The organism is Flavobacterium sp. Arc3 (assembly GCF_041431375.1).
Lineage (GTDB): Bacteria > Bacteroidota > Bacteroidia > Flavobacteriales > Flavobacteriaceae > Flavobacterium.
Genome location: NZ_JASMRI010000005.1, coordinates 22577 through 36419, shown reverse-complemented (window position 1 = coordinate 36419; position 13843 = coordinate 22577). Strand labels below are relative to the sequence as shown.

13 protein-coding genes and 1 pseudogene are annotated in these 13843 nt (G+C 33.3%); 8 read left to right on the top strand and 6 right to left on the bottom strand.

Annotated features, from left to right (window positions below):
* Window positions 1–25: 25 nt before the first annotated feature.
* The 3 genes from QO200_RS04755 to QO200_RS04745 all read right to left on the bottom strand — a co-directional run bounded on the left by QO200_RS04755 (window position 26) and on the right by QO200_RS04745 (window position 4446).
* Complete coding sequence (locus QO200_RS04755) at window positions 26–1969, bottom strand: mechanosensitive ion channel family protein (RefSeq protein ID WP_371537018.1); 1944 nt, start codon at window positions 1967–1969, stop codon at window positions 26–28.
* Between the two features lie 38 nt (window positions 1970–2007).
* Window positions 2008–3270 (bottom strand): DUF2254 domain-containing protein, encoded by a 1263-nt coding sequence (locus QO200_RS04750; protein WP_371537015.1) that lies wholly within the window; start codon window positions 3268–3270, stop codon window positions 2008–2010.
* 111 nt (window positions 3271–3381) lie between these two features.
* Entirely contained in the window at window positions 3382–4446 is a 1065-nt protein-coding gene (locus tag QO200_RS04745) for an endonuclease/exonuclease/phosphatase family protein (RefSeq protein ID WP_371537012.1), read from the bottom strand.
* A 403-nt stretch (window positions 4447–4849) separates the two neighbouring features.
* Between QO200_RS04745 and nadC the strand changes: the two genes are divergently transcribed.
* The 4 genes from nadC to priA all read left to right on the top strand — a co-directional run bounded on the left by nadC (window position 4850) and on the right by priA (window position 9783).
* On the top strand, window positions 4850–5707 hold the full coding sequence (nadC, locus tag QO200_RS04740) for a carboxylating nicotinate-nucleotide diphosphorylase (protein WP_371537009.1): 858 nt from the start codon (window positions 4850–4852) through the stop codon (window positions 5705–5707).
* 57 nt (window positions 5708–5764) lie between these two features.
* Complete coding sequence (locus QO200_RS04735; RefSeq protein ID WP_371537007.1) at window positions 5765–6697, top strand: YihY/virulence factor BrkB family protein; 933 nt, start codon at window positions 5765–5767, stop codon at window positions 6695–6697.
* 146 nt (window positions 6698–6843) lie between these two features.
* Window positions 6844–7272, top strand: a complete 429-nt coding sequence (locus tag QO200_RS04730) for a DUF2147 domain-containing protein (protein WP_371537004.1) — start codon at window positions 6844–6846, stop codon at window positions 7270–7272.
* A 57-nt stretch (window positions 7273–7329) separates the two neighbouring features.
* Entirely contained in the window at window positions 7330–9783 is a 2454-nt protein-coding gene (gene priA, locus QO200_RS04725) for a primosomal protein N' (RefSeq protein WP_371537002.1), read from the top strand.
* Window positions 9784–9792: 9 nt separating this feature from the next.
* On the opposite strand, the gene QO200_RS04720 is transcribed toward priA, so the two are convergent.
* Complete coding sequence (locus QO200_RS04720; RefSeq protein ID WP_371536999.1) at window positions 9793–10488, bottom strand: LytR/AlgR family response regulator transcription factor; 696 nt, start codon at window positions 10486–10488, stop codon at window positions 9793–9795.
* Between the two features lie 165 nt (window positions 10489–10653).
* Between QO200_RS04720 and rpsF the strand changes: the two genes are divergently transcribed.
* The 4 genes from rpsF (at window position 10654) to QO200_RS04700 (ending at window position 12685) form a co-directional block, all read left to right on the top strand.
* Window positions 10654–10995: a 30S ribosomal protein S6 gene (gene rpsF / locus QO200_RS04715; RefSeq protein ID WP_371536996.1), complete on the top strand. Its 342-nt coding sequence runs from the start codon at window positions 10654–10656 to the stop codon at window positions 10993–10995.
* Window positions 10996–10998: 3 nt separating this feature from the next.
* On the top strand, window positions 10999–11295 hold the full coding sequence (rpsR, locus tag QO200_RS04710; protein ID WP_066077030.1) for a 30S ribosomal protein S18: 297 nt from the start codon (window positions 10999–11001) through the stop codon (window positions 11293–11295).
* Window positions 11296–11361: 66 nt separating this feature from the next.
* Complete coding sequence (gene rplI, locus QO200_RS04705) at window positions 11362–11799, top strand: 50S ribosomal protein L9 (RefSeq protein WP_371536993.1); 438 nt, start codon at window positions 11362–11364, stop codon at window positions 11797–11799.
* 412 nt (window positions 11800–12211) lie between these two features.
* Window positions 12212–12685 carry a DUF6495 family protein gene (locus QO200_RS04700; RefSeq protein WP_371536990.1) on the top strand — a complete coding sequence of 158 codons (474 nt, stop codon included), beginning with the start codon at window positions 12212–12214 and terminating at the stop codon, window positions 12683–12685.
* Between the two features lie 58 nt (window positions 12686–12743).
* Here QO200_RS04700 and QO200_RS04695 read toward each other — a convergent pair whose 3' ends face one another.
* Window positions 12744–13028, bottom strand: coding sequence for a putative inorganic carbon transporter subunit DabA (locus tag QO200_RS04695; protein WP_371537382.1), 285 nt, complete (start codon window positions 13026–13028; stop codon window positions 12744–12746).
* 59 nt (window positions 13029–13087) lie between these two features.
* Window positions 13088–13816 (bottom strand): annotated as a pseudogene (locus QO200_RS04690) (putative inorganic carbon transporter subunit DabA).
* Window positions 13817–13843 lie beyond the last annotated feature (27 nt).

Here is a 13843-nt window from a genome sequence, read left to right as displayed (position 1 = left end):
GTATAAAAAAAATAGTCGTTATAAATTACTCTTTTTTCAATGTCACATTAAAGGGAGGTGCTTGATATTCTTTGTCCAAATAATTTTCAGGAATAGTGGTTCTACTTCCATCTCTTGCTGCACGATAATGCGGCGACATGATTTCAATTCCTCTTTCGTTGCATACATCCTGAATGTTTTGATGTAAATCAGAGTAGATTACCGCTTGCTTGTTAGGCTCTTTGATATACGCATTAATCTCATAAGATACGTAGAAATCATCTAGGCTCGTTTGCAGCACAAATGGTTTAGGTTCTTGTAAAACTAAGGGTGTTTTTGAAGCCGCATCGATCAAAGCCTGATGCATGTCCTTCCAGGGTACATCGTAGCCAATAGTTACTGTGGAGTGAATAATTAAACCTTTTTCTGGAGCATCGCTACTATAATTGATTGTATGGCTGCTCATTACGGCCGAGTTCGGAATAGAGATGATTTCGTTTTTAATCGTTCTTATTCGGGTGACCAATAATGATTTTTCGATTACGTCACCTACTACTTCGCCAATTTTCACACGGTCCCCAATTTTAAATAAGCGCATATACGTGAGGATCAAACCAGCTATAATATTCGAAAGTGACCCCGCTGAACCAAAGGTGAAAAGGAAACCCAAGAAAACAGAAACACCTTGAAATACAGGTGAATCACTTCCGGGAAGATAGGGAAAAATCACAACAACCATAAAAGCAAATACAATTACTCTTATGATTTGATAGGTAGGATTAGCCCAATCTGGAAAAAATCCAGGTAATTCTAAATTCCCTTTTTCAATTTCGTTTTTAAGGAACTTAATCCCTTTTAATACATAACGAAACACGAAAATTATGACTAATATCGTAATTAAATTAGGCAGGTAATTCCAAAAACCGATACCTATTTTTTTAAGAGGATTTAAGATATAGCCAAAAAGCGTTGCAGCAAAGCCTTTGGTCCATGGGAAAATTCCGAAGAGAATAGGTAAGGCTATATAAACAAGTAATGCGATTAATAACCACTTTAGAATCGTATTGGCATTCAATAATGCATTAACTTGTTGCTTGGCGTCAAATAAAATAAAGTTCCTGATTTTTATCCCGTGGATGCGTTTACCTTCCTGAAACTTGATTTTAAATGCTATCCAATTAAAAAACTTTTTTAAATAGGAAATCAATACAAACATGATAATCAAGACAAGTAAAGCCAAGCCAATTTCTTTAGCTAATGTAGCTAAGCTGGTTTCGCTTTTGTATTTGATAATAGCAGCGCTAATTAATCCTTTGTATTTCTTAGCTAATTCCTGTTTTGATTTATTGTTCCAAAGCGCATCATTTTCAGAAATACTCATGATGATGCTTTCGCCATTCACTAAATCTAAGGTTGTTTCTGTTTCATCAATATGGATGGAATTGGAACTAAAACCAAATTGATCTGCAAGATTTTTTATTCGAACGCTAATAGCATCGGCCCTTTCCTTAGCTGAGAAGCTACCTAGTTTAGTGTAAACATGAAATAAGGTGTCATTAAAAAATCCGTTAACTGGATATCCTTTAGCTGTAAGGCGCATTGAATCAATTTGTGCTTTTTTTTCAGTAAGACGTAGTGAGTCTTTTTCGTGCAACGCCAGCAACTGTTTTTCTAAGTCTTCCTTTTTAAGATTATCGGTTGTTTTTAAAGAAAGTAGTTGCTTTTCTAACGCCACTTTTTTGATAGAATCAGTAAGACGTTGCGCTTCAATAATAGACAGCTTTTTGTTGAATGCCTGAATTAGGGAAGTATTTATGGAATCATTTTGCTTATTAATACTATCATTTTGTGAGAACGATGCCGTCGAAGCAAATAGAAATAAAATACCTATCACTAAGGTCTTTATTTTTCCAATAGAAAAACCTAATATAGCTTGATTACATATCGAAAGAAAAATGATTTTATGATATCTAGTAGGTCGGTGCAGCATAAATTAGTTCTGTTGAAGGTATTAAAAACAGTGTGTCTTTATAGTTGTTGTGTAAATAAACTCTCGTTTTTTAGTAGGCTAAGATCTCCGTTAAATTTCATTTCTCTTTCTGCCCTTTCAAAAGCTTGATAAGAATTATGCAGAGCCGCTATTTTTATAGCCGGATTATCGATGGAATATAGAGTGCTAAAGGCTTTTTGAAGTCGGATCATCACTTCAATGTTTCCAGCACCGTCTCTGGCTATAGGTCTGAATGCATCTTCAAATAGGTCTGAAATTGCAAGTTCTGGAACCGAGATACGATCGTAACGATTTTTTTCTTCTTTCTTTGAATGAACCGGTTCAGCCCACAAAGTAAATAAACGCACATAACTGCTAATTATTTGTATTGCAGTACCAGGATCATTGACAGCAGGAGAGAGAGCACGACTTGCAATTTCGCTTAAAGTGATGAGCCCAAAACGGGGGTCTTCGTCAAAATACCGCATATCGCCTATTATAAATGCTTTCCTCATTTCATTGTAATCAGTCTCTGTTGTTGTGCTTTTTTTTAACGATATATAAAATAATGGTTTGTCTATGGAGGAAAAACTTCCAGGAAGTGCATTTATGGTAATTATGGCATCTAATTTTTCTGCAATTTCCTGTAATTTAGAGATATATAATTGCTGGACATAGCCCGTAATTTGGCTATAAACGGCGATCCCTTGCTCTTGATGCGGATTAATAGCTAATCCATATAGGGTAGGCGAAGCTAATCGGTTTTCTATCGCATTTGCAGTAGCATTTTCTACTAATTTAATAGTATGTCCCATACGCCCCAATCGAGAAATACGCTCTACCCATCGTAAAAAAGTAAGAATAACTAATGCGAAAAACAGTAAGGTGAAGACAAATAAAGTAAAATTTCCTGCTATGCCGTAGTAGCCATTTTTTAAAGCTACTGTGGCAACTATGCTATAGATAAAAGAGCCTATGAAAACAGAAAGAGCATTTTTCGAAACATCATCGGCAATAATTAGTTTAAAAGAGCGTGGAGTAGCCGTATTACTAGCTGCAGAAAATGCTGAAATCATCGAACCCACTGCAAAAATGGAAATGACCAACATGCTTGCTGATATGTTATTTAGTAGTGATTCTAGAGAATCTTTGTTAATTTTAGGGACCAATTCGTGAAGACCGGTACTATCGGCTACTTGGGCAATTAGGGCGGCTATGATAGAAAGAACACAAAAAATAAGAGGTCTAAACCATAGTTTTTCTTTGAGACGTTTGATTGCAAATAGTACGTTTTCGTTCATAAATGGAGGTTTTGGACTAAATTAATACATATTTAATGAAATAACTAAAATGAATTAGTGTTCCTGTTTTATTATTACTGTTAGTACAATAAGTTTTAATAAATTATAGAATTAGAGTGGTTCCCCATTTATTCCGGCATTAATTTTTTTATTAGCCAAGGCTTTATCCTCTTCGTCAGCTGTCATTTTATCAGATTCATCTTTTTTAGATATAATAAGGCTTATGCTTATAGGAAAATGATCGGAGTCGATTGATTTCTCCACATTCATTGAAACGAGTCTAAAATGACTGCTTAAAAAATAGTGATCTAATGGCCACCGGAGCAACCATTTTTTAGCATTAAAAGTACTGTACATTCCGCGTCCACGTCGAGGATCCATTAATTCACTGGTTTTCAGGAATAATTTGGTAGTGTAACTCCAAGCGACATCATTCATGTCACCTATAACTAAACAAGGGTCTTCATAATCTTTAGCCATTTTTCCTACCATTAAAATTTCGGCATCTCGGTCAGTGCTGAATTTATTTTCTTGTGGAACTGGTGGGGTAGGGTGTAAACCATAGATTCTAACAATTTGCGAGTCAAATTCTAGATCTACAATGATGGAAGGTATTTCATTATCAATCAGATAGTTGATTTGTGTTTTTTTTATGGGAAGTTTGCTGTAAAAGAGTAGGCCGTAGGTATTTTCTTTAGGTATTTCAATATAATATGGATACTCTGCTCGAAGTTCTATTACGGCATCCAGCCATTTTTGATCAGTTTCGACTAAAAAAACCACATCTGGATTTCTTTTTTTTATAACTGTTATGAGTTTGGAATAACTCTTATTGTATTGGTAAATATTAGAAACAAGAAGGTTTAATGTTTCTTGGTTTGGTGCTTTTACGCGGTCAATCATCGTTTTACTCAGGAAGGTAAAAGGAAGAATTACATAAAAAAGATGTAGAAAAGTTAGTGCTAAAAAAATAATAATACCCCAATCGAGAACTAATTTTGTATTTCTAAAAAATAGCAACCAGATTGCAATAAGCGACCCTACAATTACAAATTTTTGTAACCTAGGGTAATCAAAAACACGGAAAACCCAATAGTCTTTTTTTATTAATGGGAGAAGTACCGTAAGAATGACCAAAAAGGAAAATAGATATAGTGTAATTTTAAAAAATCTCATTGTAAGCTGATTATAGTATCTTGTTAGGTATTTATTTCTTATTTAAGGAATTTAAAAATACTCTGTCTCAATAGTTTAATTTAAATTTTATAAGTTTTTTGTAAAAAAATAAAAGTACTAAATTCGCACTTATAATTCGTTTTTTAATTGCAAATTATAGAGCGTTTTTTTTGGACATGTTGATACTTTCATAGTGTGAAATATGAAGTTGAAAAAAAACTATGTTCTCTCTTGTAAAAGTAGTAGTTATGGATTAATGGTTAAGTATTTCAAAACGGTACTGTATGTTTTTATAACGCTTTTGCCGCTTTCGTTTTCGGGGGTAGTTCTTAAATTGGCTGTGAAACAAATTTTAAATTTGACAAAAATAACCTACTTTAGCATTATGTAAAATTTTTATAAGATGATCAGCGAAGCACAATTTCAAAACGAGTTACAGATACTAATTGTAAATGCCATCCGGGAAGATGTCGGTGAAGGAGACTATAGCTCACTGGCTTGTATTCCTGCTTCGGCAGAAGGTAAAGCAAAATTATTGGTCAAAGATGACGGGATTATTGCCGGTGTCGAATTTGCCAAAATGATATTTCACTACGTAGATCCAAATTTAACGGTAGAAACTTTTATAGTCGATGGTACGCTGGTAAAATACGGTGATGTAGTGTTTCATGTTTCAGGTAGTTCACAGTCAATCCTTAAAGCAGAAAGAATGGTATTGAACTCCATGCAAAGGATGTCAGCCATCGCTACTAAAACCAACAAGTATGTCAAATTACTAGAAGGAACAAATACCAAAATACTGGATACCCGTAAAACAACACCTGGATTTCGCGTAGCTGAGAAATGGGCAGTGAAACTAGGCGGAGGAGAAAATCACCGGTTTGCCTTGTATGATATGGTTATGCTTAAAGACAACCACATTGACTTTGCGGGCGGAATTGCCTTGGCTATAGCCAAAACAAAAGCTTATCTCAAGGAAAACGGCCTGGATTTAAAAATTATTGCGGAAGCTAGAGATTTAAATGAGGTTAAAGAAATAATTGCTTGCGGAGGAGTTTATAGGATTTTGTTGGATAATTTTGATTACGAAATGACTAGAAAGGCGGTAGTTTTTATTGGAAATCAAAGTTTAACAGAATCGTCTGGAAACATTAATGAAGAAACTCTTAGAGCATATGCTGAATGTGGCGTGAATTATATATCTTCGGGTGCTTTAACGCATTCTGTCTATAATATGGATTTGAGTTTAAAAGCGATTTAAAAAAAGCTGTTTTTATAACCTAATTTTTAAGGTTATCGGAACTGTAACCTGAATACAATGAGTCAAGAAATTGAAGAAAGAATCGAAAGAATCCCGCTACTGCGTAATTTTGCCCATTATTTAAAGGGTATTAAATTAAAGTGGTTATCTGGCTTATCTCTTTATGATTTATTGGAATTATACGTCATAGGTATTGCAGAAGGCGCTTTGTCAAACAGAGCTGGTTCTATTGCATTTAGTTTTTTTATGGCTTTGTTTCCTTTTGCGCTATTTATTCTTAACCTTATCCCTTACATTCCTATTGAAGGGTTTCAAGAGGATTTCTTGAAGTTTGTATCTGAAGGTGTTCCTCCTAATACTTTTTATGCGATTGAAAACATAATAAATGACATACTCCATAATAGTCATTCTGGATTACTGTCTACGGGTTTTATATTGTCTATTTTTTTGATGGCAAATGGATTAAATGCTATTTTAGGTGGTTTTGAAAATTCAAAACATGTACTGGTAAAGAGAGGTTTTTTTCGACAATATTTAATTGCGATAGGAATGTCAGTTTTTTTATCTATGCTACTATTGGTAACAGTTGGTGTAATTGTTGTTTTTGAAGTGTTTATTCACAAACTAACGGCGCATCAGGTATTAAATGAACAAATTCCGCTGATAGTTATGGGGCGCTATGTTTTTTTAATAACTATGATTTTAATTACGACTTCAATACTTTTTAAGTTTGGAACAAAGCATGACAAAACAAGAGCTTTCATATCCATTGGTTCTGTATTTACAACAATTTGGACTATCATTATTTCCTACTTTTTTGGAATCTGGGTTATACAATTCTCGCAGTACAATCAACTGTATGGTTCAATTGGTACTTTGTTGATTGTGATGTTCTATATTTGGATTAATTGCATGGTTTTACTTCTAGGCTTTGAGTTAAATGCAGCAATAAATAACTTGAAAAGAAAAAATAATATTAAATTAATCTAAATGTTATTTGCTAATTTTATAGTATGTTTGATGAAAATTATTTTTTTTTTTAGTTTATACTAATCAATCACTTGTGGTTAAGGTAGTTGTCGCCTAAAATAAAAATAATTTTTCTCATTAATGGGAATTTAAAAAAAAAAAGAAATATGAAAAAGAATATCACATTAGCATTGTTATTTGTTTCAACATTGTTTTACGCACAAGGTCAAGGAGTTATTGGTAAATGGAAAACAATTGATGATCAATCAGGTGAGGAAAAATCGGTTGTAGAGATTTATGAAAAATCAGGAAAGATTTATGGTAAAGTACTTGAAATCTTTGATGCAAGTCATAGAAAAGACCGCTGTATTGACTGTGAAGGAGAAGATACAAATAAGCCTGTACTCGGTATAACGGTGATAAAGGGACTTTCAAAAGATGGAGATGAATATAACTCTGGAAAAATATTAGATCCTAAAACTGGAAAAATATACAAATGTTTTATTACGTTAGAATCAAAAGATAAACTAAAAGTTCGTGGTTATATCGGATTTGCCTTATTGGGAAGAACCCAGTACTGGTATAGAGTTAAATAAATTGTTTTGTACGTGCTGCAGCTACAGTAATTATAATTAATACCCAATATTTAAAGAATGCTTTTTTTTGTCGAAGTAATTTTACCGCTTTCTCTTGCCAAGACGTTCACGTATAGTATATCGGAAGCCGAGTATCATTATATAAAGAAAGGAATGCGTGTAGCAGTGCCTTTTGGAAAAAGCAAGGTGTATACTGCACTTGTGATAGAAACACATCAAAATCAACCCACATTGTACGATGCTAAAGAAATTCATCAAATACTTGATGAATTTCCCATTGTAACCGAGATTCAAATTGCGCATTGGCAATGGATTGCATCTTATTATATGTGTGCTATTGGTGATGTATATCGCGGTGCGATGCCAAGTGCATTATTACTAGAAAGTGAAACGGTAATTTCTCAAAAAACCGATGCTTTCGTAGATGTAAGCAAGCTTTCTGATGATGAGTTTTTGGTCTATGAGGCTTTGCAGAAGCAATCGTCTCTTAAGGTTCAGGATGTCATTTTAATCTTAAATAAAAAAAACATTTTCCCCGTCATTCAAAAATTGATTGACAAAGACATATTAGTGCTTCAAGAGGAAATGCTTGATAGTTATAAGCCTAAATTAGTGCGATACATTCGTTTGCATTCTAAGTATGAATCCAATCAAGGGTTAGGGGAATTGTTGGAAGCGCTAAAAAATGCCAACAAACAAAAAGAAATTGTTCTAACGTATTTTCAATTAATTGCTTCCGAAAAGAAACCACTTACTGTAAAAAAACTAGTTGATACAGCCAATTCTACATCGGCAGTGGTCAAAGCATTAATTGATAAGGAAATACTCGAAGACTACCATATACAAGAAGATCGTGTTAATTTTATCGGACAGACTAGGGAAGATGAATTACAACTAAGTGTAGTGCAGCAAAAGGCTTTTGACGGGATAAGAGATAGTTTTATTCATAAAGAAGTTTGTCTTTTACATGGTGTAACTTCTAGTGGAAAAACAGAAATCTATATCAAGTTGATAGAGGAGTACCTCCTCACAGGGAAGCAAGTTTTGTATTTGTTGCCAGAAATTGCTCTTACCACACAATTAGTTGGGAGATTAAGAGCTTATTTTGGAAATAAAGTGGCTGTTTTTCATTCGAAATATAGTAACAATGAGCGCGTAGAAGTGTGGAGTCAAGTTTTGAAAAATTCTGAAAAAGCTCAAATAGTAATAGGAGCAAGGTCGGCGCTATTTTTGCCATTTGCTAATTTAGGATTTGTTATTGTGGATGAAGAACACGAGCAAACCTTCAAACAAATCGATCCGGCACCAAGATATCACGCCCGCGATGCGGCAGTGGTATTGGCGAAATTCCATAAAGCTAAAGTTTTATTAGGTTCGGCAACGCCTAGTATTGAAACCTATTTTAATGCTAGTACTGATAAGTATGGTTTGGTTGAAATCAAGGAACGTTACGGAAAAGTAATGATGCCAGATATCGAATTAGTTGATCTAAAAGATAAGTATTTCCGTAAAAGGATGAAAGGCCATTTTAGTGATACCCTAATCGAGGGAATTACCAATGCTATTGCATTAGGAGAGCAAGTGATTTTGTTTCAAAATAGAAGAGGATATTCTCCTCTGGTAGAATGTATGACCTGTGGTCACGTACCACATTGCCAACAATGTGATGTGAGTTTAACGTATCATAAGCATAAAAATCAACTGCGCTGTCATTATTGCGGTTATTCTATTGCAAAACCTACTCATTGTCACAGTTGTTCTAGTGTTGAGTTGGTTACTAAGGGTTTTGGAACCGAGCAAATACAACAGGAATTAGTGAGTCTTTTTCCTGACAATCAAATAGGAAGAATGGATCAGGATACTACTCGTGGTAAATTTGGATTCGAAAAAATAATTGATAGTTTTAAAAACAGGGAAGTTGATGTTCTTGTGGGTACACAGATGTTAGCTAAAGGACTTGATTTTGATAACGTAAGTTTAGTAGGAATAATGAATGCGGATAATATGTTGTATCATCCCGACTTTAGGGCTTTTGAAAGAAGTTTTCAAATGATGACGCAAGTGTCAGGGCGCTCAGGACGCTCAGAAAAACAAGGAAAAGTGATTATTCAAACCTATAATCCAGATCACAATACAATACAGCAGGTTACAAAGAATGATTATACAGGGATGTATAAGGAACAATTATATGATAGGCAGATTTATAAATACCCTCCCTATTTTAGGATTATCAAAATTACATTAAAGCATCGTGATTATGAAAAACTTAAGGAAGGTGCTTTGTGGTTGTATCAAGTTATTAGTCAAAATCTAAACATACCAGTATTAGGTCCAGAAGAACCTGCTATAAACAGAATAAGAAACGAATATATCAGAACAATAATAATTAAGATTCCCACTACCATTTCGATAGTGAGTACCAAGAGTACTATCCAAAAAATGTTGAATAGTTTTGATTCAGTGGCTCAATACAGAGCAATTAAAGTAGCGATAAACGTGGATTTCTACTAAATTAGTTTTTTATACAAATGAAAGTGCTTTTACTAAATCATCTTTTTTGTTTCGACTTAGTGGTATTTTGGTAACACCTATCTCTGCAAATTTACTATTGAAACGTTCTACTTTATCGATGTTAATGATGTACGATTTATGTACTCTTACGAATTTCTTTTTCGATAAATCATTTTCAAAAGATTTCATAGTAGAAAGGACCAGATTACTGTCGTCTTCTGTTACAACCCTCACATAGTCACCAAAAGCTTCAATCCATTTAATTTTTGAAGTAAAAATCTTCAATTTTTTTAAATTGCTTTTTATAAATATATGTTCTCCTTCTTCTTCCTTGGTGTCATTTCTAAGTAGGTGCAAATCCATTGCTCTAACAACGGATGCATTAAAGCGATCTAATGCAATCGGTTTTTGTAGGTAATCCGTTGCGTCATAATCAAATGCTTTTAAAGCATATTCTGCTTTAGAAGTAATAAATATAATTTGGGGTTTAGTTTTTAATCCATCTAAAAAATCAAAACCACTAATTACGGGCATTTCTATATCAAGAAATATTAAGTCTACATTATGAATAGACATGCAACTTCTTGCCTCAATAGCATTTGAAAAATCACCAATTAAGTGTAAGCTTGGGTGATTATTTACTAACTTGGAAATGATCATTCGTTGAATCGAACTATCATCTACAACAACACAATTTAATTTCATAATGTTAGTCTTTAAGATTTGGAAGAGTAAATATATTATTTTTTTTTAATGAAACTAAATTTTCGTGGTGTTTTTTTACCGTACGTCGATTAAATTGAAATTAGTGTTGGTTATTGAAAAATAAAAACTATTTTTGCAGCCAAATTAACAAATAAATAAATATTTATGAATCATTATGAAACTGTTTTCATTTTAAATCCCGTTTTATCTGATGTTCAGGTAAAGGAAACAGTAAGCAAATTTGAAGATTTTCTTACTACTAGAGGAGCCGAAATGGTATCGAAAGAAGACTGGGGCCTTAAAAAAATGGCTTACGAAATTCAAAACAAAAAAAGTGGTTTTTATCACTTATTCGAATTCAATGTATCAGGAGAAGTTCTAATTGCTTTTGAAACAGAATTTAGACGTGACGAAAGAGTTATGCGTTTTTTAACTGTAAGTTTAGACAAACACGCTATTTCTTGGGCTGAAAGAAGAAGAACAAAATTAAAATCTACAAAAGCTTAAATCATGGCAACACTACAACAATCTGCTTCAGGAAAAAAAGACGGAGATATCAGATATCTTACGCCTTTGAACATAGAAACTAACAAACAAAAAAAGTATTGTCGTTTCAAAAAATCAGGTATCAAATATATCGATTATAAAGATGCTGATTTCTTATTGAAATTCGTAAACGAACAAGGAAAAATTCTTCCTCGTCGTTTAACAGGAACTTCATTAAAATACCAAAGAAAAGTGTCTGTTGCTGTTAAGAGAGCACGTCACTTAGCTTTAATGCCATATGTGGCTGATTTACTAAAATAATATTTAAACTCGGTTGTTGGTTTTCTGAAAGACGAAACCTAACTTCTATAAAAAAAGGACAACAACATGGAACTTATTTTAAAACAAGATGTTCAAAATGTAGGATTTAAAGATGACGTAGTAACTGTTAAAAACGGATACGGTCGTAATTTCTTAATCCCACAAGGGTTTGCTCAATTAGCTACTTCTTCTGCAAAGAAAGTATTAGCTGAGAACCTTAAACAAAGAGCTCATAAAGAAGCTAAAGTAGTAGCTGATGCGCAAGCAATAGCAGAAGCTTTAAAAGCTATCGAAATTAAAATTACTGCAAAAGCAGGTGGAGAAAAATTATTCGGTTCAATCACGAATATCGACATCGCTGCTGTTTTAGCAAAAGGTGGTCAAGTAATTGACAGAAAATTCATCACTAGCGGTATCGTTAAACGTACTGGTAAATACGCAGCTAGCGTTCGTTTACACAGAGATGTAATCATCGAATTACCTTATGAAATTATTGCAGAATAATTTTATACAGTTAATTTTTTTCTTAAAGAAATATAAAATCACTTTTCGGAGTGATTTTTTTTTTTTGGTCTAATTTTAACGCTTACAAACAAATTCTAAAAGAGATGAAAAACACTACTTTATGATTCCTTGTTTTTTGGACTACAGACTATCCTAGCCCAAAGTACGACTTCCTGTTTAATAGCAAAGGTAGAGTTCAGACATAGTGTTGCATCGAGGAGCCAATATTTTAGCAATTTCTATTACAGAAGGGGTTAAGTATTATGCATTATTAAGCAAACTAAAACATTTTGCAATGATGGTAGTTTACTGTCAAGAAGGCTTTTTTTTGGTTTAAAAATTATAAATTTGCCACAGAATTATAATAACAAAAGCTTTGTGCCATAGTGCCTTTGTAGCAAAAACAAATTTCATGAAATATACAAGATTAACTAAAGAGCAATTTGAAGAATTAAATCAAGAATTCAGTACTTTTTTAGCCACTCAAACAATTGATAAAGCGGAGTGGGACAGTATAAAAGCCGAAAAACCAGAAGTTGCAGAACAAGAATTGGACGTTTTTTCTGATTTAGTATGGGAAGGAGTTTTGACAAGAGCTGAATATTTAGAGCATTTTTCAAAAAATCACATTTTTCTTTTCCAAAGTTTCGATACGCATGTACAGTCTATTGTTCTAAAATCATTAGTTCCAGAAGTTGATTTTCTAACTAAAGAAGGTTTGCAATGGCTTAGTGATAATATGTTTACAGAAACAATTGAAATGAAAGTAGGTAAAAAAGAGTTTACAGAAGAGCGTAATACTTCCATATTTGCTTTGATACAACAAGGTGCTTTTTTAAGTGACGGACAATTGTATAAGCAAATAAATTCAATTATAGAGTCGTAATTAAATATAGTGCAAAAAAAGCAGCGTTTTCTCTATAAAAGAAAACGCTTTTTTAATTTCACATGCAAGAGATGCTTTCCCAATTTAAGTTACTCTTATATCTATTTGCAATTATTCCTTCATCATCCATTTGCAGTAATTTCAACCAGCCATTGTCGACTAAATTTCGAAGCGATTGGTTTTTTTTGAGTACTTCGTTAATTGCATCAATTGAAGCCTCGATGATGACATTTAATATGTTAGGTGTGTGTTGTAATTTATGACCATCACTAACCGATTGCCAAGGTAATCCAGTTCTTAAATGCCCAGAATATCCTTCAGTTACTCCAATTCCCGCAGTTATGTTGTGTATGTTTTATTACCTGATCCTAATTTTTTATTATCAACTGTTGAAGCGTAATATTATAAACTTATCCAACTGGTGACTATCATAGGGGCAGTCATGATGGCAGTTAAAACATTGTTTTCAGTATCTTTTTCGCAATCATTCGTATGTAAAAAAACTTCGCCATTTAGATTTGGATTTTTTGTTCTTTGTCATTTGCTAACTAAAAAAGCGTTACATCCTGGTAATCCCCATTCTGGGCAAACTTGCGACCAGTCTTCGCTTCTTTCTGCAATGGTTCTATTTGTTTCGGTTATCATTCTTAAAGCACGTTCAGTGCGCGTTTTTTCTGTTGCAGTTATAAGGTTTCTTTTTAAAGTTGTCAGTAGATTTTCATTTTTAGTTGTAATATCTTCCTCGTTGAATATGGTAATATCATCTGTTGTTGTATTGTGCAAACAAGCTAGAGATACGGTTTCTTTTGGGATGTTTATTTTATGTTCGATTAATTTTGTTCTTACATAATCATTATTAAAAACAGCTGTAGCTACCTTCGCATTAACTTCTCCCGTATGGCTGCCAAAAGCTCCGCAATGCAATGCAGATCCATAAGGATTATTTTTAGTACTCGATCCATGTCCCACAAGTAACACATATTTGCCAAAATTACTTGTCATAGACATTGCTGTCAAAGCATTTTTTGCCATTTCAACCTGTGTTTCAATTGGGATTCCTATTCCGTGGTTGTTTTTTAAGCTAATGATAGTTGGCTTTATTTTTCTATTTAAAAAATTTAAACCTTTCAGTGCATTAGGTGTTTTGAACGTTTCTGA

What these genes read in the sequence shown, in the direction of transcription:
- QO200_RS04755 (WP_371537018.1), bottom strand. Translation starts at nt 1,969, where the DNA reads ATGCTGCACCGACCTACTAGATATCATAAAATCATTTTTCTTTCGATA.
- QO200_RS04750 (WP_371537015.1), bottom strand. Translation starts at nt 3,270, where the DNA reads ATGAACGAAAACGTACTATTTGCAATCAAACGTCTCAAAGAAAAACTA.
- QO200_RS04745 (WP_371537012.1), bottom strand. Translation starts at nt 4,446, where the DNA reads ATGAGATTTTTTAAAATTACACTATATCTATTTTCCTTTTTGGTCATT.
- nadC (WP_371537009.1), top strand. Translation starts at nt 4,850, where the DNA reads ATGATCAGCGAAGCACAATTTCAAAACGAGTTACAGATACTAATTGTA.
- QO200_RS04735 (WP_371537007.1), top strand. Translation starts at nt 5,765, where the DNA reads ATGAGTCAAGAAATTGAAGAAAGAATCGAAAGAATCCCGCTACTGCGT.
- QO200_RS04730 (WP_371537004.1), top strand. Translation starts at nt 6,844, where the DNA reads ATGAAAAAGAATATCACATTAGCATTGTTATTTGTTTCAACATTGTTT.
- priA (WP_371537002.1), top strand. Translation starts at nt 7,330, where the DNA reads ATGCTTTTTTTTGTCGAAGTAATTTTACCGCTTTCTCTTGCCAAGACG.
- QO200_RS04720 (WP_371536999.1), bottom strand. Translation starts at nt 10,488, where the DNA reads ATGAAATTAAATTGTGTTGTTGTAGATGATAGTTCGATTCAACGAATG.
- rpsF (WP_371536996.1), top strand. Translation starts at nt 10,654, where the DNA reads ATGAATCATTATGAAACTGTTTTCATTTTAAATCCCGTTTTATCTGAT.
- rpsR (WP_066077030.1), top strand. Translation starts at nt 10,999, where the DNA reads ATGGCAACACTACAACAATCTGCTTCAGGAAAAAAAGACGGAGATATC.
- rplI (WP_371536993.1), top strand. Translation starts at nt 11,362, where the DNA reads ATGGAACTTATTTTAAAACAAGATGTTCAAAATGTAGGATTTAAAGAT.
- QO200_RS04700 (WP_371536990.1), top strand. Translation starts at nt 12,212, where the DNA reads ATGAAATATACAAGATTAACTAAAGAGCAATTTGAAGAATTAAATCAA.